This is a genomic window from Flavobacterium sp. N2820, assembly GCF_025947285.1.
Classification (GTDB): domain Bacteria; phylum Bacteroidota; class Bacteroidia; order Flavobacteriales; family Flavobacteriaceae; genus Flavobacterium.
On record NZ_CP110008.1, the window covers coordinates 2,788,373 to 2,807,782 of the forward strand.

The following is a 19,410-nucleotide window of genomic DNA, read 5'->3' on the forward strand; positions in this document are numbered from 1 at the left end:
ACAAAATAAAAAACCCGATTTTCAACTGAAAATCGGGTTTTTTATTTGTGCATCGTACTTAACACTTAGTACTTTGAATTATCCTAAAAACGGATATTTATAGTCTTCTGGTGTTACAAATGTTTCTTTAATCGTTCTAACAGATGCCCAACGCAATAAGTTTTGAGATGAACCTGCTTTATCGTTAGTTCCAGAACCTCTTGCACCTCCAAATGGTTGCATTCCTACCACTGCACCTGTTGGTTTGTCGTTGATGTAGAAGTTTCCTGCTGCATTTTGTAACGCAACGGTTGCTTCTTCCACTGCGTAACGACATTGGCTAAATACCGCGCCTGTTAAAGCGTATTCTGAAGTTTCGTCAACTAATTTTAATGTTTCAGACCATTTTGCGTCTTCGTAAATATAAATTGTAACTACTGGTCCGAATAATTCGGTTTCCATAGTGGAGTATTTTGGATTTGTAGTTAAGATAACAGTTGGTTCAATGAAATAACCTTTTGATTTATCATAGTTTCCACCAATGATTACTTCGGCATCACTATCTTTTTTAGCTTGGTCAATGTAACGTGCTAATTTGTCAAATGAAGTTTCTGAAATTACAGCCGTAATAAAATTACTCATATCTTCTGGCGACCCCATTTTCATCGATTTTAAATCGGCTTCTAATTTAGCTTGAATCGCTGGCCACAAACTTTGTGGTACATAAACACGAGAAGCTGCGCTACATTTTTGTCCTTGAAATTCAAAAGCACCTCGCGCAATTCCTACTGCAACTTGTGCTGGATTTGCAGATGGATGTGCGATGATAAAATCTTTTCCACCGGTTTCACCAACGATTCTTGGGTAGGTTTTATAAGTTGAAATATTGTTTCCGATAGTTTTCCAAATGTCATTGAAAACGCCAGTCGAACCTGTAAAGTGAACTCCAGCTAAATGAGGATTTGATAAAATTACATCGGATACCATTCCAGAATCACCCATTACCATGTTGATAACACCATCTGGTAAACCAGCTTCTTTAAAAACTTGCATAATTACATTAGCAGAATATACTTGTGTTGCTGCTGGTTTCCAAACCACAACATTACCCATCAAAGCAGCACTTGAAGGTAAATTTCCTGCAATAGCTGTAAAGTTGAAAGGTGTAATTGCATATACAAATCCTTCTAAAGGTCTGTACTCAACACGGTTCCACATATCTGATGTTGACGCTGGTTGGTCTGCGTATATTTTTGTCATGAATTCTACGTTGTAACGCAAGAAGTCAATCAATTCACAAGCCGAATCAATTTCTGCTTGATGAATCGTTTTTGATTGTGCAATCATTGTTGCTGCGTTAATTTTAGCACGGTATGGACCTGCTAATAATTCAGCTGCTTTTAAGAAAATTCCAGCTCTGTTTTCCCAAGCCATCGTTGCCCATTTTTTACGTGCTTCTAAGGCAGAAGTTATCGATTTTTCAACTAATGCTCGATCTGCTTGGTGATAAATACCTACAATATGTTGGTGATCATGTGGTGCTGACATTTTTTTGGTATCACCCGTTTTAATTTCTTCGCTACCAATATATAAAGGAACTTCTACTTGAGAATTCCACATTTTTGTATAAGTTGCTGCAACAGTTGCTCTTTCTGGAGAACCTGGTGCATACGATTTTACGGGTTCGTTAACCGCTTTTGGAACATTAAAAAAACCTTTTAACATGGTGTTGTATTTTGAAAATTAGACAATTTTGCACTTCAATTTACGAAAAATTTGTAAATGAATACAAAAATACAAAGTATATTTTGAATTATCGATAACAAAAGTTACTTAAGATAAAGATTCTTAATTTGGAATTTAAAATGAATTTACCACTAATTAATAGCAAATGGTGCACTTAATTTAAAAGCTGGAATTTCAACTTTAAAACTTTTTGTAGTTGTAAAGTTTATCATGTTGAAATGTCCTTTCATAGCCCCAATTGGGGAGGAAAGTAAGCAGCCAGATGAATACGTGTAGTTTTCGCCAGGCTTAATAACTGGTTTTTTGCCAATTACTCCTTCGCCATCAACCGTTTCTGTGTTATTCAGTGCGTCATAAATTTCCCAATGACGAGAATTTAGTTGTACAGAATCTTTGCTTTGGTTTTCAATAGAGACATGATAAGTAAAGGCAAAATGAATTTTATAGTTCTTGAAGTAAGTCCCTTCAAAACTAGTTAAAACTGAAATTTTTATGCCTCTTGTAATTTGACTTACCATAAATTAAAATAAAAGTATTCCTAAAAACATCATTACTAAAGCACAAATGCTTAAGAATAAAAAGAATAACGGAATCAAAAGTATGAATTTTAAAGTAGTTTTCCAACGACCTTGTTGATAAAAATTTCTTAAAGATTTGTAAAAATATATTGGAAATAGAAATGCAAATGAAATTCCAACAAAAAAACCGGATACATCTGTACTGATTAAATCAATAAAGTTAAAAAGTATCATGCATAAGAAAATGAACGTAAAAAAAGTGTATGAAAATACTAAATGTTCTGTGTAATTAATTTTATTTGAATAGTATACTATCCAAAACATCAGCGTTAATATAGGTAAACACAGAAAAATAAAGAAAGGAAGTTTTTCATAAAAATAGTCGATAATTTCACTATTTATTTCGTTTGATTTCAATGCTTTTGATTTTTTATATAAAATTCTAAAAGCTAATTTGTTTTCAAAGCCTAATTCTTTTAGTGCTTGTTCCGTGGTTTTTTCGGGATATTTTTTGTGAAAATTTCTAAACGAAGCTAAAGTATATTCATATCCCAATGAAATTGTATTTAATTGTTTTTTAGTATAAATAGAATCTAAACTGTATTTGATTTTATTATTTCTAAGCTTTTTGAAAAGGTTTTTTTTAGTTTCACCGGTTGCTAATTTTTCAATTGCAATGCTGTCTTGTTTTCGTTCTTCTTTAAGTTGTTCTTCAGTTAACTCTTTTTCTGCTTTATCAGTTGCTGCTGTTGGACCTCCTTCCGTCAAATTAAATGTAATAAATAAAATAATAGAAACACTCAAAAACAGACGAAACGGGTTTGCATACGTATGTCTTTTTCCTTCGTTGAATTCGCGAGCCAAAACACCTGGTTTTGTGAAAATGGAAATTATTGAATTTCGTAATCTTGAATCATAGGCATAAAAATTCGCAAAAAACTCTTCAATAAAGTCACTAATCGTAAGTTTTTTTGTTGAGTTTAATTGGCCACAAGCATGACAAAACTTTTCGCTAATATCTAATTTTGTCTCACAATTTAAGCATTGTGTACCTCTGTATTTTTTATCTTTCCTATTCATATTTAATTACGAATAACCTCGCTGTTTGTGTTAGCAATTCCTATAACCCTATCGTATCTGTCGTTGTTTCCTTTGTAATAAACGATTGCAGTATAATTATTCTCGGTTTGAAAATAATTGCCATCAATTGCATTTTTGAAATCAATAGCCCCTTTTTTATCGGTAAGAATGTATTGATAGTTTGTAAAACCTTGTTTTATTAAAAGTGCTTTTTCATATAAACCAGTTTTTTTATTCAATTCCATTTTATAATCATTAGTTAAAGCATAATTGCTAAACATTCCTGAGACATAAATGTTTCCTTCTAAAAATTCTGGTGCATCTAATGTAAAATAAACCCATGAATAATCAGCTTCAATTCCAGAATTTGCACTATTGGCATTTTGTACAAAAAAGTTTCCGTTAATATCTGGAAAATAGGTGTAAGGTTGGTTTTTTCTTGGCGTATTGGTATATAAATAGGTGTTGTAAATGTTGTCGCCAGATGTTACTCTTGCAACAGTGTTGTTAGTTGCTCTGATAATTTTGTTGTCAATTGTGTATCCTTCGTTTCCACCCCAAAATTGTGTTTCTTTATTGTATCTGTAAATTAATTCTGAACCCAACGTATATTGCGGTTTTAAATTAGAAATACTGGTTTTCCAATTTCCATTTTGAAACAAAGTTACTTTGACATTCTGAATCGGATTTTGTAATATTTTGTCTCCATAATTGATAGACATTTCAATATTTTGTTTTTCGTCTAAACCTTCAAAATCTCTTGAACGACGCACTAATAAGCCTACACTAACTTCTTCTTCGTAAATGATTACTTTTCTCGAGAATACAACTTCATTTTCATCATTTAGAACAGTAAATAAGTAATTACCACTTTTAGTGATCTGATTAAATTTATTTGGAAAAACTTGTCTGTAATGCGAATACAACTGCAGTGTGTTGAATGAATTTTCATAGGTAATGATACGTTGATTATCCATTCCGTTTAAATATTCTGCTTTTGATAGATTTGTTGGTGCAGACCAATCATAATTGTATTGGTTGATGGTGTAGTAATAATCGGCTTCATCACTGAATAAATCATCAAATTGCAACTGAAAGGGTTCTCCAAGTTTAAAAAAAGGAATAACATTTGTATTGTTTGTAACAAACGATATTGTTTTGATGTTAAAAGGAGGTTCTTGTTCAATTGCTTCTTGTGAAAAGATGAAATTAAAAAAGAGTAAGGCAAATAAACTAATTATTTTGTTCATGTCGATATATTGAGATGTGTAAAAATAATAAAACTTTAGCTATAAATACAAATTCTTACAGATATCGATAAAACTTAATTTAGAACAGTTATAAATAACAGAATTCACTAGGTTAAATTTTGGTCAGGTTAGTTCTAATTGATTAAATTTGCACGTTTTATAGTAATTTTTTAACAATCATATCTTCAAAAATATGTCAAAAGACATTCGAATTAAAAAAGGTTTAGACCTTAAGCTGAAGGGTGAAGCAGAAAAAAAAGTTTCTGACATCGCTCGCTCGAAAGTCTATGCTGTTAAACCTTCAGACTTCCATGGAGTAACTCCAAAAATGGTTGTAAAAGAAGGCGATAACGTTAAAGCGGGAGAAGTAATTTTCTATTCTAAATTAGATGAGAAAGTTAAATTTGTAGCTCCTGTAAGCGGAAAAATTCAAGAGATTAAACGCGGGGAAAAAAGAGTTATTTTGGAAATTCTTATCGCTGCCGATTCTCAAGATGTTCACGTTGAGCATAGCAAAAAAAATCCTACTGATTTATCAACAGAAGAAGTAAAAGCACATTTGTTAGCTTCAGGTTGTTGGCCATTTATTAATCAACGTCCATATGATGTGATTGCTAATTCAGCTGATACACCTAAAGCTATTTTTATTTCAACTTATGCAACTGCTCCTTTGGCGACAGATGTGGAGTTTGTTTTAGAAAACAAGTTGCAAGCTTTTCAAGCGGGTATTGATGCTTTAGCAAAACTAACCACTGGAAAAGTTCATTTATCTGTAAAAGGAAAAGGGAAATCGATTTTTAGTGATGTAAAAGGAGTTTCTATTCACAATGTTTACGGACCACATCCTGCTGGAAATGTTGGTGTACAAATTGCAAAAATTTCGCCAATCAATGCTGGTGAGAGAGTTTGGACAATAACGCCTCAAGATGTTGCTACTATTGGTGAATTATTTTTAACTGGAAAATTCAATGCAACAAGAACAGTTGCTTTGGCAGGTTCTGAAGTTAAAGATGCTCAATATTATAATGTAATTTCAGGCGCTGCTATCGCTGATTTAGTTGCGGGTAAAATTAAAGGAGATAATGTGAGAATTATTTCTGGAGATGTTTTAACTGGAACTAAAGTTAAAGCGGATGGAAATTTAGGTTTCTATAGCAATACGGTAACTGTAATTCCTGAAGGAAACACATATAGAATGTTTGGTTGGATGCCATTTGCTTCGCCAAGTGTTCACAGTGCTTCAAGAACAGGATTATCATGGTTAATGCCAGGAAAAAAATATGCACCTAACACCAATTTAAACGGTGAAGAAAGAGCTTTAGTTGTAACAGGAGAAATGGAAGCAGTTATGCCTCTTGATATTTTTCCAATGCAATTATTAAAAGCTTGTTTGGCAAGTGATATCGATAAAATGGAAAGCTTAGGAATTTATGAAGTAGCTCCAGAAGATTTTGCTTTAATTGATTATACTAACACATCTAAATTAGAAGCACAACAAATCATTCGTGAAGCTCTTGATTTAATGATTAAAGAAGTAGGATAATAGCTATGAAGTTTTTAAGAGATAAAATAGACCAAATTAAAAAGCCTTTTGAGAAAGGGCAAAAATTTGAAAAATTTGCACCTGCAATTAATGCATTAGATACATTTTTATATGTGCCTAATCATACTACAAAGCATGGTGCTCATATTAGAGATGCTGTAGATTTAAAGAGAACCATGATTACTGTGGTTTTAGCTTTAGTTCCAGCATTATTATTCGGAATTTACAATGCAGGTTACCAACATTTCATTCAATTGAATGATGGTGTTTTACCTTCATTTATGGATATCTTTTTACACGGATTGTGGAAAGTATTGCCAATGATTATTGTATCATATGCAGTAGGATTAGGTATTGAGTTTGCTTTTGCAATTTTTAGAGGTCACGAAGTTAACGAAGGATATTTAGTATCTGGTTTGTTAATTCCAATGGTTATGCCAGTTGATTTACCTTTATGGATGTTGGCTATTTCAGTTGCTTTTGCAGTTGTAATAGGTAAAGAAGCTTTTGGAGGAACGGGAATGAATATTTTCAACCCGGCTTTATTAGCGCGTGCTTTCGCATTCTTTGCTTATCCTACATTCATGTCAGGAGATAAAATTTGGGTTAGTGAGGCAAGTACTACTGATGCAATTTCAGGAGAAACTATCTTGGGTACATTAGCACAAGGAAAAGAAGTAGCTTATTCGACTATGGATATGTTCTTAGGTTTTATTCCAGGTTCAATTGGAGAAACTTCGGTTTTAGCTATCTTAATTGGTGCATTTATTTTGATTGCAACTGGTGTTGGTAGTTGGAAAATTATGGTTTCTGGAGTAATTGGAGCAGCATTAACAGCAATGATGTTCAATGCTGTTGGTTTAACCGCTTTAATGAGTTTTGATTGGACAAATCATTTAGTAGTAGGAGGTTTTGCTTTTGGTATTGTATTCATGGCAACTGATCCAGTTTCTGCGGCTCAAACTGATAAAGGAAAAATCATCTACGGTTTATTAATAGGATTCTTTAGTATTATGATTAGAGTTTTCAATCCAGCATATCCAGAAGGAGTAATGTTGGCTATCCTATTAATGAATACTTTAGCGCCAACAATTGATTATTTCGTAGTTAATGGTAACATTGCTAAGAGAAAGAAAAGATTAGCAAAGTCTAAACAATTAAAATCTGCATAGTCATGAATAGAGAAAGTAACGGATATACATTTTTGTTTGCGACTGTAATGGTGGTGTTGGTAGCTTCTGCATTAGCATTTGCTGCAACTGCACTTAAGCCAAATCAAGAAGCGAACATAAAGAAAGAGAAAATGCAGTACATTCTAAAATCGTTTGGAGTAGCTGTAGATAGAGATGCTTCGGAAGAAGCATACAAAAAACACATCATTAGTGAAGTTGTTTTTGATGAGAATGGAAATGAAATTAGTAAAGATGCTTTTACAGTTGATATCGCTAAAGAAAAAGGAAAATTTCCAATTTTCAATGCTGAAAAAGACGGTAAAAAATTCTATGTTATTCCTGTAAGAGGAATGGGGTTATGGGATGCTATCTGGTGTTATGTTTCTGTTGACGAAAACTTAAAAGTAGACGGTATTGTGTTTGACCATAAAGCAGAAACACCAGGTTTAGGTGGAGAAATAACGCAAGATTATTTCCAAAAAAGTTTTATTGGTGAGAATGTATTTGATGCTAACGGAAACTTACAAGGTTTAAAAGTAGTTAAAGGATATACAGGAAAAGACAACAAAGCTGATGGTGAAGTGGACGCAATTTCTGGAGCAACTTTAACAGGAAATGGTGTAACTGAAATGTTAGTTAGAGGTTTAAAACCATATGAAAAATATTTAAAATCTAATAAAAAATAATCGTCATGGCAGATAACAACAAAGAAGGATTATTTTCAAAAAGTAATATTAAATTAATTACGAATCCATTTAATGACGATAACCCAGTAACGGTTCAGGTATTAGGTATTTGTTCGGCTTTAGCGGTAACAGTTCAAATGAAAAATGCCTTTGTAATGGCACTTTCAGTAACTGCGGTAGTAGCTTTTGGTAACGTAATTGTATCATTATTAAGAAATTTAATTCCAAGTAGAATCCGTATCATTGTTCAGTTGGTTGTAGCAGCAGCTTTAGTAATCTTGGTTGACCAGGTTTTAAAAGCGTATGCTTATGATATCAGTAAACAATTATCAGTATTCGTAGGATTAATTATTACCAACTGTATCTTAATGGGACGTTTTGAAGCATTTGCTTTAGGAAACAAACCATGGCCTTCTTTCTTAGATGGTTTAGGAAACGGTTTAGGATATGGAATCATTTTATTGGTAGTTGCATTTTTTAGAGAATTATTTGGTTCAGGAAAATTATTCGGAATCGAAATTCTTGGAAACTCTGTTGAAAAAACAGGTTTGTATGCTACAGGATATGTTAATAACGGATTCATGTTATTAGCTCCAATGGCCTTAGTTATGGTAGGTATTGTAATTTGGGTACAAAGAGGAATTAACAAGAAATTAATCGAGAAAAAATAATAGCTATGTTTGAATATATCAATATATTTTTAAAATCAGTTTTCATTGATAACATGATTTTTGCATACTTCTTAGGAATGTGTTCATTTTTGGCCGTTTCTAAAAAAGTATCAACAGCTATAGGTCTTGGTATTGCTGTAATATTTGTACAAGTAATTACTGTTCCTTTAAACTATTTAATTTATCACTATGTTTTAGGTGCTGGCGCATTAGCTTGGTTAGATCCATCATTCGCAGAATTAGATTTAAGCTTTTTAACTTTCATTTTATTCATTGCTTCTGTAGCAACAATGGTACAGTTAGTTGAAATGATTGTTGAGAAATTTGCACCTTCATTATACAACTCATTAGGTATCTTTTTACCACTTATTGCAGTAAACTGTGCTATCTTAGGGGGTTCATTATTCATGCAACAAAGAGTTGATGGTGGAACATATTCTTCATTAGGTCATGTAATAACTTTCGGTTTTGCATCGGGTTTTGGTTGGTTAATTGCAATTGTTGCATTAGCAGCTATCCGTGAAAAAATGGAATATTCTAACGTATTAGCACCGCTAAGAGGTTTAGGGATTACTTTTATCTTAACAGGTTTAATGGCTATTGGATTTATGAGTTTTGGTGGAATTGACCTTAACGCATTAAACAAAAAACCAGAAGCAAAAGTAGCAACTCCAGCTCCAGCTGTTGTTGAAACTCCTGTGGTTGATTCAGTTCAAGTAGCTGTAGATTCTGTAAAAGTAGATTCAACTCAAGTAGTTAAATAATAGTATAACATTAAAAATTGAACTCATGTTTAGTATAACAGAATTAATTACATATTCAATTTTAGCTTTCTTAGTGCTTATTTTACTAATGGTGTTTATGCTATTATACGCTAAATCAAAGTTGGTAAACTCAGGTGCAGTAAAGATTAAAATTAACGGTGAAAACGAAATTGAAGTAAGCGGAGGTAGTACACTTCTAACTACTTTAGGAAATAATAAAATCTTTTTACCATCAGCTTGTGGTGGTGGAGGTTCTTGTTTACAATGTAAATGTAAAGTATTAGATGGTGGTGGTGAACCATTGCCAACTGAAATACCTAACTTTTCACGTAAAGAATTAGCAGACGGATGGCGTTTAGGATGTCAAGTTAAAGTAAAACAAGACATGATAATCGAAGTGCCAGAAGAAATTTTTGGTATCAAAAAATTCGAAGCAAAAGTATATTCTAACTACAACGTAGCTTCTTTCATTAAAGAATTTATTGTTGAGTTACCAGATGATATGCACTACGAAGCAGGTGGATATATCCAAATTGAAATCCCTAAATGTGAAGTTAAATTCTCAGATATGGATATTATGGCGCACCCAGAAGAACATCCTGGTGATCCAGAAAAATTCAAGGCTGAGTGGGATAAGTTTAAATTATGGCCATTAGTTATGAAAAATGACGAATTGGTAGAAAGAGCTTACTCAATGGCTTCTTACCCAGCGGAAGGAAGAAAAATTATGTTGAACGTTCGTATTGCAACTCCTCCATTTGATAGAGCTACAAACGATTGGATGAAAGTAAATCCAGGTATTGCTTCTTCATATGTGTTCTCTAGAAAAGCAGGTGATCCAGTTGTAGTTTCAGGACCTTACGGAGAATTCTTCATCAACGAATCTGAAGCAGAAATGTTGTATGTAGGTGGTGGAGCTGGTATGGCGCCAATGCGTTCGCACTTGTACCACTTATTCCGTACAGTTAAAACAGGAAGAAAAGTTACATATTGGTACGGAGGTCGTTCTAAACGTGAATTGTTCTACACAGACCATTTCAGAGCGTTAGAGAAAGATTTTCCAAATTTTAAATTCTATTTGGCTTTATCTGAACCACAACCTGAAGATAACTGGAAAGTGAAAGAAGGAATCGACGGAGAAGGTGACGGATTCGTAGGATTTATTCACAATGTGGTAATTGATAATTATTTATCAAAACATGACAATCCAGAAGATATTGAATTGTATTTCTGTGGACCACCAATGATGAACAAAGCGGTTCAAAAAATGGGTGAAGACTTCGGTTTAGATCCAGAAAACATTAGATTTGACGACTTTGGAGGTTAATCCAAATTTTAAATACCAAAACCGATTCAGAAATGAGTCGGTTTTTTTATGCTTTCAAATAGAATAACTACCTTTGCTTAATGGAACCATTATCACTACAAGACTTACATCATTTGGCCATGAATCACGTGGGAAAAGAACTCGAAAAACAAGGATTTGAGTTCATTGCCATTAATAGCCAATTGAAAAAACATCCACAATTTGTTTGCGTTGATAAACCAACGAATACCTTGCATTTTGTAATGGTACAAGCCGTTACATATCCAGATAATCCTTCCGAATACGATGTTTTGTTTATGGAAACCTTCATCAATCACGCCAAAGGGAAAAAGGCTAAAGTGTTGTATGCTGGAGTTGGTTTTGCTAACGCAGAAGATTTCGAAAAGCCAGTTTTTAAAAATCAAGATTATATTTTAAATTATGAAGGAATTAAAGAGATTTTATAGCGTTCTAGTTGTTGCAGTTTTATTTATTTCATGTGATAAAACCACAAATTTTTTCGCCATTCAAGGCGAAGCACAAGGGAGTACGTATTCCATCAAATATATTTCAAACGAAGAAAAAGTAACTAAAAATCAAATCGATTCGTTGTTAACTGCTTTCGATTTATCACTTTCTACCTATCGACCAGATTCTAAAATTTCAAAGATAAATGCTGGTGATTTAACTGTTGTAGTAGATGATTTTTTTACAGAAACATTCCAACTTTCGAATCAAATTTATAAAGAAACGAAAGGTTTGTTTGACCCAACAATTGGTGTTTTAGTAAATGCATATGGATTTGGTCCAAATAAAAAGCAAGAAAATCTGTCTCAAAAACAAATCGATAGTTTATTGCAGTTTGTTGGTTTTGATAAGATTTCTTTAAATTCAAACAAAACTATTTCGAAAAAATACAACCAAACTTTCATCGATTTTAATGCTATTGCACAAGGCTATTCCGTTGATGTTGTTGTGAATTATTTAAAATCGAAAGGAATTGAAAATGCGATTGTTGAAATTGGAGGTGAATTATTCGCTTTAGGAAAAAACACGATTGAAAATAAAAATTGGGTAGTAGGAATCGATGATCCATTGCAAAAGCCAGAAGAACGTACTTTAATTGCTAAAGTAAATTTAGAAAACTTAGGAATGGCAACTTCAGGAAACTATCGTAAAGTAATGGTTGATGAAGTTACTGGTAAAAAATTCGTGCACATTATCAATCCAAAAACAGGTTTAGCACAAAAAAATCATGTATTAAGTGCTACAGTTTTATCAAAATCATCAGGTTTGTCTGATGGGTATGCAACTGCATTTATGCTAATGAATTTAGAAGAAAGTAAAGCATTTTTACAACAACATTCTGAATTGTATGTTATGCTTTTATATGCAGATTCAAATAATAAAATGCAACGTTTTACTACAGATAATTTTAATAAATTAATTAAAGAGTAATAAAAAAGGCTTTCAAATCGAAAGCCTTTTTTTATTTATAACAAACTGGAATAATTTCTCCTTTTGCTAAACAATATTTTTCTACTAATTCAGGTGCAATTGTTTGGGTATAGTCTACTTCGTTTACTTTAAAACCAATACTTCTTAGTTTATCGAAGTAATCTCTTCCATAAACTCTTACATGGTCATATTGCCCAAATATTTTTGCGCGTTCTTTTGGGTCTGTTATCGAATCATCTGCAAATGTTATCGCTCTTGATAAATCTTGTGGAATTTGGAAAATCCCCATTCCGCCCGGTTTTAAAACACGATATAATTCTTGCATTGCCTTTGTATCATCAGGAATGTGTTCCAAAACGTGATTACACAAAATAATGTCATACGAATTATCTTCAAAAGGTAAGTTACAAATATCTGCTTTAACATCGGCTAAAGGTGAAAATAAATCGGTAGTCGTATAATCTAAATTCGATTGTTTCTTAAAACGTTTGTAAAATTCTTGTTCTGGCGCAAAGTGTAATACTTTTTTTGGTGCCGTAAAAAAATCCGTTTCGTTTTGTAAATACAACCACAACAAGCGGTGTCTTTCTAATGAAAGCGTACTTGGTGATAAAACATTGTTTCGTTGTGTTCCATAACCATATGGTAAAAACATACTAAAGCTTTTCCCATCAATTGGATCTGTAAATCGACTTCCTTTTAATAAAAAAGCTAAAATTGGACGTACTACAATACTTAATCGAATCAATATTGGACGAGGAATGGTGTTTAATATAAGTTTAAAAAGTTTTTTCATTAAAGTAAAGTTATGTTATGGCGTATATGATGAAAAATAGAATTGTAAGTGCGATGATTATCCCAAAATATAATCCGAAGAAAAGCAATAAATATTTTATTGCTGAGACAATACTTTGTTTTAAGTTTTGATTATATAATTCTTTAAAAGCATAAAGCGTGAAAAGTATGAATAAAAACAAAAATAGTATAGAATAAGTACCAAAACTCATTCCTAGCATATTTACTAAAATCACTTGTAATACCAGTGATATAAACCCTAAGTTTGTTTGTAAATAACTGTTAAATACTAAATGTTCAAAAAAATTATGTCCTTTTTTAATGAATATAATATAACTAGTTAAAGCATATATTGGAATTAATAACAACACAAAAAAGTTATAATAACTCATTAGTGATTCCGTATAGCCTTCCATGAAACCTTTCATGTCTATTTTAGGAACATTGCTTGAGGAATTTGTCGAATTATAACCGTTTGTGAATCCTTCTGAATAATCCATAATTATTTCCATGGGGAAAAATTTATAGAAAAAAACTGCTATCGTAGCATATAAAATTATATACGAAAAAGGTTGAAAGTATTTTTTTCTGGCACCAGTAATGTAAGCTTCTAATACATCTTTCGGATTTTTAAATAAGCCAAAAAAAGTTCTCCAAAAATTATTATCCCAACTAAAAAATGGACCAACAAATTCTTCCCAAGTTCCTTTTAATGAAAGTCTGTCATGTACAATTTTTGAACCACAACTAGAACAAAACTGAGCATTGTTGTCAAGCTGAAAATTACAGGTTTTACAATTCATAGGTTAAATAAGTTAATTATAATACTAATGGTTTTTGTCTCAATCCATCTTCTTCATTACTCACAATTCCTAAAGCATCATAAATATATGCAAATGTTGATAACAACTCCGGTTTCCCATTTACAATTGCTACATCGTGTTCAAAGTGTGCACTTGGTTTTCCGTCGGCAGTTGTAATTGTCCAACCGTCTTTATGTTGTTTGATATTTTTGGTTCCCATATTAATCATTGGCTCGATTGCAATAACCATTCCGTTGACTAATTTTTTTCCACGACCACGTTTTCCGTAGTTAGGAACTTCTGGGTCTTCGTGCATTTTTCTACCTAAACCGTGTCCACATAATTCACGAACCACACCATAACCATGGCTTTCGCAATATTGTTGAATCGCATGTCCAATATCTTCTACACGATTACCTACTTTAGTTTCACGAATTCCAACATATAAAGATTCTTTGGTAACTTGAAGTAGTTTTTTTGTTTCTGGAGCAACTTCACCAATTTCAAAAGTATACGCATGATCCCCATAAAAACCATTTTTGAAAGCACCACAATCTACCGATATAATATCGCCTTCTTGCAACGGAACATTATTAGGAATACCATGAACCACTTGTGTATTTGGACTCATACAAAGCGAGTTTGGAAAACCATACATGCCCAAAAAAGCTGGCTCAGCTCCATGAGAACGCAGAAAATCTTCTGCCAATTTATCTAAATATAAAGTAGTTACGCCAGGTTTAATTTCCTTAGCAATCATTCCTAATGTTTTTGAAACAATCAAAGCACTTTCGCGCATCAATTCAATTTCTTCTAAGGTTTTAATTACAATCATAATGCAAAATTTCGAGGCAAAAATACAAATTCAAGTTCAATTTCAATTTCAAGAACAACTTTAATTTTAAAACTTACATTTTTAAATTGTATTTCTAACGTCTAACTTCGTGCTTTAAAATGAGAAATATCATATTTTATCATTAAATTACATCATAATTTTGCAGTATAAATTTCATTAGGTATGGGAAAATATGTAACCGCAGCGGAAGCTGTACAAGTAGTTAAAAGTGGCGATAGAGTTTATGTTCAAGCCGCAGCTGCTACACCAACAATCTTAACAAAAGCATTAACCGATAGGGCTTCAGAACTTAGAAATGTAGAAGTTTGTCACTTGCATACAGAAGGTGAAGCGCCTTATGCAAATCCAGAATTAGCTGAAAGTTTTCACGTGAATTCTTTTTTTATTGGAGCCAATGTTCGTCATACATTAAAAGCAGGAAACGGTTCCTATACACCAGTTTTTTTGAGCGAATTGCCATTGTTATTTCGTAAAAATGTAGTAAAACTAGATGTTGCATTCATTCATGTTTCACCTCCAGACGCACATGGATATTGTTCGTTAGGCGTTTCTGTAGAAGCAACAGTTGCAGCGATTGAAAATGCAAAAACGGTAATAGCACAAGTGAATCCAAATATGCCAAGAACGTTTGGTGATGGAATTATGCATGTTTCAGAAATTGATTATTTAGTAGAAGTAAATGTACCAATTTATGCACACGAGGTATCGCCATTCACAGTTGAAGAAGAAAAAATTGGAACTTATGTGGCTTCTTTAATAGAAAACAAAAGTACGCTTCAAATGGGAATTGGTTCAATTCCAAATGCGGCTTTGAGTAAACTAACCAATCACAAAGATTTAGGTTTGCATACAGAAATGTTTTCAGACGGTGTAATTGATTTAATTGAAAACGATGTAATCAATTGTAATTACAAAGGAACATTACGCGGAAGAGCTTTGGCAACCTTTTTAATTGGATCTAAACGCTTGTACGATTTTGTAGATGATAATCCATTTATCGAAATGAAAGAATCTTCAATGGTAAATGATACAGCGCGCATTCGTAAAAATCCAAGAATGGTTTCTATAAATTCTGCAATTGAGGTGGATTTAACCGGTCAAGTTTGTGCTGATTCTATTGGTAGTACCATGTATTCTGGTGTAGGAGGACAAATGGATTTTATTCGTGGTGCATCGTTGAGCGAGGGTGGAAAAGCAATTATTGCGTTGCCTTCTATTACAAAAAGAGGCGAAAGTAGAATTGTACCTTATTTAAAACAAGGAGCTGGAGTGGTAACCACAAGAGCACACGTACATTATATTATAACCGAAAACGGGATTGCCGATTTATATGGTAAAACCTTAAAACAACGTGTTACCGAACTAGTAAAAATTGCACATCCAACGCATCAAGAAGCTGTGGAACGTGCTTACTATGAAATGACAGGGTGTAAATAAACAAAAACTGAACTATAGAAAAGAGACAATCGAAAGGTTGTCTTTTGTTTTTTTTAAAAAATTCCAAAAAAATCAAAACAGATTAAAAATTTATCAAAAAACTAACCTTTTGATTTTGAATTTTTTAGCTAAAATGCATTGTTTTTGAAAATAAACCAAACTTTAACCTTTTAGCAACATTAAATAGCCTACCTTTGTAAGGAATTAAATTTTTCATAGATGAACATTTTTGTAGGAAGTCTTCCTTTCAGTGTAGAGGAAGCAGATTTAAGAGGTTATTTTGAAGAGTATGGAGCTGTAGAATCAGTTAAAATTATCTCTGACAAATTTACCGGAAGAAGTAAAGGATTTGGATTTGTTGAAATGGCTAATGATGCTGAGGCTCAAAAAGCAATCGACGAATTAAACGGTGGAACTATCGAAGGTAGAAAAATCGTTGTTAACAAATCTGAACCAAAACCAGAAGGCGAAAGAAGAAGTTTCGATCGTAATTCAGGTGGAAGTAGAGGCGGTTACTCTAATAATAGAGAAAACTCAACAAGAAGTCGTTACTAATATTTTTGGATATAAAACGAAAAAAAACCTCCACATTGTGGAGGTTTTTTAGTTTATTGTGGGTTTGCAATGGTTTTGTATAAACCAATTATAGCATTCAAATAACGATTTTCTAAAGCAATTTCATTGAGTTGCGAACTTACCAACGAGTTTTCTCGTGAATTAATAATAAACAAAGAACTTTCTCCCATTTCAAATAATCGATCTTCGGCATTTAATAATGTGGTAAAATCTTTCACCAATTTATCATTATAATCTTGCTGTTTTTCAAGCGAAACAATTTCTTGTTGTTGTGCTTTGAGTTTGTTTTCCAAATTTTTTCGTTCAAACTGTAGTCCAAATTCTGAATCCTGAATTTTTAAATCGGCCAATTTTAAACTTCCGCGTTCTTTTCGTAAAAATATAGGAAACGCAAAATTTACTCCTATTTTATAATCTTCAAAGCGATAATTATCAATATAACTGGGTTCTGATAAATAATTATAGCTCAAATCCAACTTGGGTAAAAGTGCATTTGCTTTTAGTTTTCGGTCTACTTTTAACATCGCAATTTTAGCATCTAACGCTTTTATTTTTGGATGATTATCTAAATCAATTGTTCCCAGTTCATTAATTTGAAGCGTTTCTTTTATCGATTTAGAAAGTAAATCTTCGGGTTGTAAACCATCATTTAATTCTAACGGAATATTATTTTCTAACCATAAATAGTTTGACAATTCTAATTTAGCTTTAGTAAATTTTAGTTTGGCTTCTTCTAAATTTAATTTTCGGGTTTTAACAGCAATTCCAGCTTCCACACTATCAATTGCAGGTTTGTCGCCTTCCTCAATTAATTTTGAAACACCATTGTAGCGCATTAGCGCATTTTCTAAATAGTTTTCATACAATTTTACTTCATCAAAACTTCTTTTCCAATTTACATAACTTACCGAAGCTTCATAAATTACTTCAACGGCTTGTAAATTTCTTTCGGCAACGTTTAAATTTCGAGCAATTTTGGCTTTTCTAATATCCGCCATTCGTTGATTTATAAATAAACCTTGTCCTAAAGGAACTGAAATTCCTAATGAAGTTAATCCGCTATTTGGCAATGTGTTTTCTGGATTTACGTAAATTCCTTCGGCATTATCAAAACCTGCTTTTAACTCAATTCCGTACCAAGTTGGGATTTTAAAACTGCTATTCAAAATCGAATAATATTCACTGTCTTTGAATTGTTTTTCACTGAAATCGACTTCAATTTTTGGATCAAAAGCACCACGCGCTTGCATTAAATTGGCTTGTGCTTCGTTGAGTTTTAAATCGGCTTGTTTTACTAATGGGTGGTATTTTTTTACATAGCCCAAAAATTCGTTAAAACTGAATTCAGTTGGTGCGTTCTGTCCAAACAAACTCAATGAACTACAAATGAAAATGAAGATATAAAATAGTTTCGGTTTCATTATTTCTTAGTGTTTTCAGTTGTTGTGGGTTGGTAAAAATTAGGTGGAAAACCGTTAAGTGTTCGCCAAATTTCAAACCAAATTGGCACATCGTCTAACAAAGCTAAAGTTTGTGTTCCCGCACCTATACTTAATTGTTCCGGCCATTTTTTTTCTTTTGGATCGGGTGCAATCAGTACACGATATTTTCCATTTGGACTAATGAAATTTTCTTTTGCTACAATAACGCCGCCGAATGTTCCATAAGAAACGCCAGGCCAACCGCTAAAAACAATTGTAGGCCAACCATCAAACCAAACGCGTACTTTTTTGCCATTATTAATCAATGGAAAATCAACGGGATCAATGTAAGTTTCAACAGCAATATCATAGTTGGAGGGCATTATGCTTACAATTGCAGTTCCTTCTTTTATGGTTTCGCCAATTCCAGATTGCAAAGCACGATTGACATATCCGTTTTGTGGTGCAGTGATATAATACAAACCGTTTCTTATTTGGTAATTTTGGTATTGATTTTTCAATTTATTTACTTGCGCTTCGGTATCAAATTGTGAACTTAAGGCGGTTTGCTTATCACTGCTTGCTTTAGCATTTTTTTCAGCATATTCTGCACTAATTCTATTGAGTTCCATAGTAGCATTCAATACCTCATTTTTACTAGAAATGTATTTATTTTCTTGTGTTATGATTTTTGCTTCTGTTTCTTGCAGTTTCATTCGTTTTTCTTCCACATCGGTCATTGGTTTTAAACCTTCTTTATTCAAATTTAATGAGCGATTATACTGTGTTTGTGCAATTTTGAGTTGGGTTTTACTCGCTTCAAAATCAATACTATCACTTTGAACTTTTAAATAGGATTGTTTAAGTTTGTTTTGCGCTTGTTTGAGTTTTAGATTTTTTTCGTTTTGAATGGCACCCATTTGATTTTCTAATGCTTTTACTTTGTCAGCATAGGAAGTCACTGCATTTTCCTTAGCTTTTACTTGATTGCCAGTGTTTTCAATTAAATTTGGGTCTAAATATTCCTCTTTGACTTCAGAAATAAACAAAATAGTGTCCCCTTTTTCTACATAATCGCCTTCATTTACATACCATTTTTCGATACGGCCACCAATAATAGTTTGAATCGTTTGTGGGCGTTGATTTGGTTTTAAAGTAGTAACATTTCCAGCTCCTTTAATATTTTGTGTCCAAGGTAGAAACAAAAACAAAACGCAAATTATAACAAAAGCCCAAATAATCTTGCGAATTACTTTGTAATGCTTTTGCTCTTTAAATATTTGTCCTGATTTGAATTGCTCTAATTTTACAAATTGATCAATTCTATTTTTTGTGATATTTAGCATGGC

Annotated in this window: 19 protein-coding genes; 10 read left to right on the forward strand and 9 right to left on the reverse strand. The window is 32.6% G+C overall.

Going from position 1 to position 19,410, the window contains the following annotated elements; all coding sequences use genetic code 11:
- Positions 1-78 precede the first annotated feature (78 nt).
- The 4 genes from pruA to OLM52_RS13100 all read right to left on the reverse strand — a co-directional run bounded on the left by pruA (position 79) and on the right by OLM52_RS13100 (position 4,573).
- Positions 79-1,704, reverse strand: coding sequence for an L-glutamate gamma-semialdehyde dehydrogenase (pruA, locus tag OLM52_RS13085; RefSeq protein WP_264548941.1), 1,626 nt, complete (start codon positions 1,702-1,704; stop codon positions 79-81).
- A gap of 152 nt (positions 1,705-1,856) precedes the next feature.
- Positions 1,857-2,243: a Co2+/Mg2+ efflux protein ApaG gene (apaG, locus tag OLM52_RS13090; protein ID WP_264548942.1), complete on the reverse strand. Its 387-nt coding sequence runs from the start codon at positions 2,241-2,243 to the stop codon at positions 1,857-1,859.
- Between the two features lie 3 nt (positions 2,244-2,246).
- Positions 2,247-3,323, reverse strand: a complete 1,077-nt coding sequence (locus OLM52_RS13095) for a DUF3667 domain-containing protein (RefSeq protein ID WP_264548943.1) — start codon at positions 3,321-3,323, stop codon at positions 2,247-2,249.
- Between the two features lie 2 nt (positions 3,324-3,325).
- The gene (locus OLM52_RS13100; RefSeq protein ID WP_264548944.1) at positions 3,326-4,573 is read right to left on the reverse strand and encodes a DUF5103 domain-containing protein; all 1,248 of its coding nucleotides are present in this window, start codon (positions 4,571-4,573) and stop codon (positions 3,326-3,328) included.
- Between the two features lie 193 nt (positions 4,574-4,766).
- On the opposite strand from OLM52_RS13100, the gene OLM52_RS13105 reads away from it, so the two are divergent.
- The 8 genes from OLM52_RS13105 (at position 4,767) to OLM52_RS13140 (ending at position 12,173) form a co-directional block, all read left to right on the forward strand.
- Positions 4,767-6,116, forward strand: coding sequence for a Na(+)-translocating NADH-quinone reductase subunit A (locus OLM52_RS13105; RefSeq protein WP_264548945.1), 1,350 nt, complete (start codon positions 4,767-4,769; stop codon positions 6,114-6,116).
- A gap of 5 nt (positions 6,117-6,121) precedes the next feature.
- Positions 6,122-7,288 (forward strand): NADH:ubiquinone reductase (Na(+)-transporting) subunit B, encoded by a 1,167-nt coding sequence (locus tag OLM52_RS13110; RefSeq protein WP_264548946.1) that lies wholly within the window; start codon positions 6,122-6,124, stop codon positions 7,286-7,288.
- 2 nt (positions 7,289-7,290) lie between these two features.
- Positions 7,291-7,974 carry an NADH:ubiquinone reductase (Na(+)-transporting) subunit C gene (gene nqrC / locus OLM52_RS13115; RefSeq protein ID WP_264548947.1) on the forward strand — a complete coding sequence of 228 codons (684 nt, stop codon included), beginning with the start codon at positions 7,291-7,293 and terminating at the stop codon, positions 7,972-7,974.
- A 5-nt stretch (positions 7,975-7,979) separates the two neighbouring features.
- On the forward strand, positions 7,980-8,645 hold the full coding sequence (locus tag OLM52_RS13120; RefSeq protein ID WP_133608264.1) for an NADH:ubiquinone reductase (Na(+)-transporting) subunit D: 666 nt from the start codon (positions 7,980-7,982) through the stop codon (positions 8,643-8,645).
- 5 nt (positions 8,646-8,650) lie between these two features.
- The gene (gene nqrE / locus OLM52_RS13125) at positions 8,651-9,409 is read left to right on the forward strand and encodes an NADH:ubiquinone reductase (Na(+)-transporting) subunit E (RefSeq protein WP_264548948.1); all 759 of its coding nucleotides are present in this window, start codon (positions 8,651-8,653) and stop codon (positions 9,407-9,409) included.
- A 25-nt stretch (positions 9,410-9,434) separates the two neighbouring features.
- Positions 9,435-10,736 carry an NADH:ubiquinone reductase (Na(+)-transporting) subunit F gene (gene nqrF, locus OLM52_RS13130; RefSeq protein ID WP_264548949.1) on the forward strand — a complete coding sequence of 434 codons (1,302 nt, stop codon included), beginning with the start codon at positions 9,435-9,437 and terminating at the stop codon, positions 10,734-10,736.
- Positions 10,737-10,816: 80 nt separating this feature from the next.
- Positions 10,817-11,182, forward strand: a complete 366-nt coding sequence (locus OLM52_RS13135) for a Na(+)-translocating NADH-quinone reductase subunit F (protein WP_264548950.1) — start codon at positions 10,817-10,819, stop codon at positions 11,180-11,182.
- The gene (locus OLM52_RS13140; protein WP_264548951.1) at positions 11,157-12,173 is read left to right on the forward strand and encodes an FAD:protein FMN transferase; all 1,017 of its coding nucleotides are present in this window, start codon (positions 11,157-11,159) and stop codon (positions 12,171-12,173) included. The genes OLM52_RS13135 and OLM52_RS13140 overlap by 26 nt, the downstream gene beginning before the upstream one ends.
- Before the next feature lie 31 nt (positions 12,174-12,204).
- Here OLM52_RS13140 and OLM52_RS13145 read toward each other — a convergent pair whose 3' ends face one another.
- The 3 genes from OLM52_RS13145 to map are packed head-to-tail and all read right to left on the reverse strand — an operon-like array spanning position 12,205 to position 14,606.
- Positions 12,205-12,969 carry a class I SAM-dependent methyltransferase gene (locus OLM52_RS13145; RefSeq protein WP_264548952.1) on the reverse strand — a complete coding sequence of 255 codons (765 nt, stop codon included), beginning with the start codon at positions 12,967-12,969 and terminating at the stop codon, positions 12,205-12,207.
- Between the two features lie 10 nt (positions 12,970-12,979).
- Positions 12,980-13,771, reverse strand: a complete 792-nt coding sequence (locus tag OLM52_RS13150) for a DUF3667 domain-containing protein (protein ID WP_264548953.1) — start codon at positions 13,769-13,771, stop codon at positions 12,980-12,982.
- 16 nt (positions 13,772-13,787) lie between these two features.
- Positions 13,788-14,606, reverse strand: coding sequence for a type I methionyl aminopeptidase (gene map, locus OLM52_RS13155; protein WP_264548954.1), 819 nt, complete (start codon positions 14,604-14,606; stop codon positions 13,788-13,790).
- Positions 14,607-14,789: 183 nt separating this feature from the next.
- On the opposite strand from map, the gene OLM52_RS13160 reads away from it, so the two are divergent.
- Together OLM52_RS13160 and OLM52_RS13165 are read left to right on the forward strand one after the other, a co-directional pair.
- Positions 14,790-16,064, forward strand: a complete 1,275-nt coding sequence (locus OLM52_RS13160; RefSeq protein WP_264548955.1) for an acetyl-CoA hydrolase/transferase family protein — start codon at positions 14,790-14,792, stop codon at positions 16,062-16,064.
- 219 nt (positions 16,065-16,283) lie between these two features.
- Positions 16,284-16,619, forward strand: a complete 336-nt coding sequence (locus OLM52_RS13165) for an RNA recognition motif domain-containing protein (RefSeq protein ID WP_153201406.1) — start codon at positions 16,284-16,286, stop codon at positions 16,617-16,619.
- A gap of 53 nt (positions 16,620-16,672) precedes the next feature.
- Here the strand turns inward: OLM52_RS13165 and OLM52_RS13170 are convergent, their stop codons facing one another.
- Together OLM52_RS13170 and OLM52_RS13175 are read right to left on the reverse strand one after the other, a co-directional pair.
- The gene (locus tag OLM52_RS13170; RefSeq protein ID WP_264548956.1) at positions 16,673-18,061 is read right to left on the reverse strand and encodes a TolC family protein; all 1,389 of its coding nucleotides are present in this window, start codon (positions 18,059-18,061) and stop codon (positions 16,673-16,675) included.
- Positions 18,061-19,407, reverse strand: a complete 1,347-nt coding sequence (locus tag OLM52_RS13175) for an HlyD family secretion protein (RefSeq protein WP_264548957.1) — start codon at positions 19,405-19,407, stop codon at positions 18,061-18,063. The genes OLM52_RS13170 and OLM52_RS13175 overlap by 1 nt, the downstream gene beginning before the upstream one ends.
- Between the last annotated feature and the right edge of the window lie 3 nt (positions 19,408-19,410).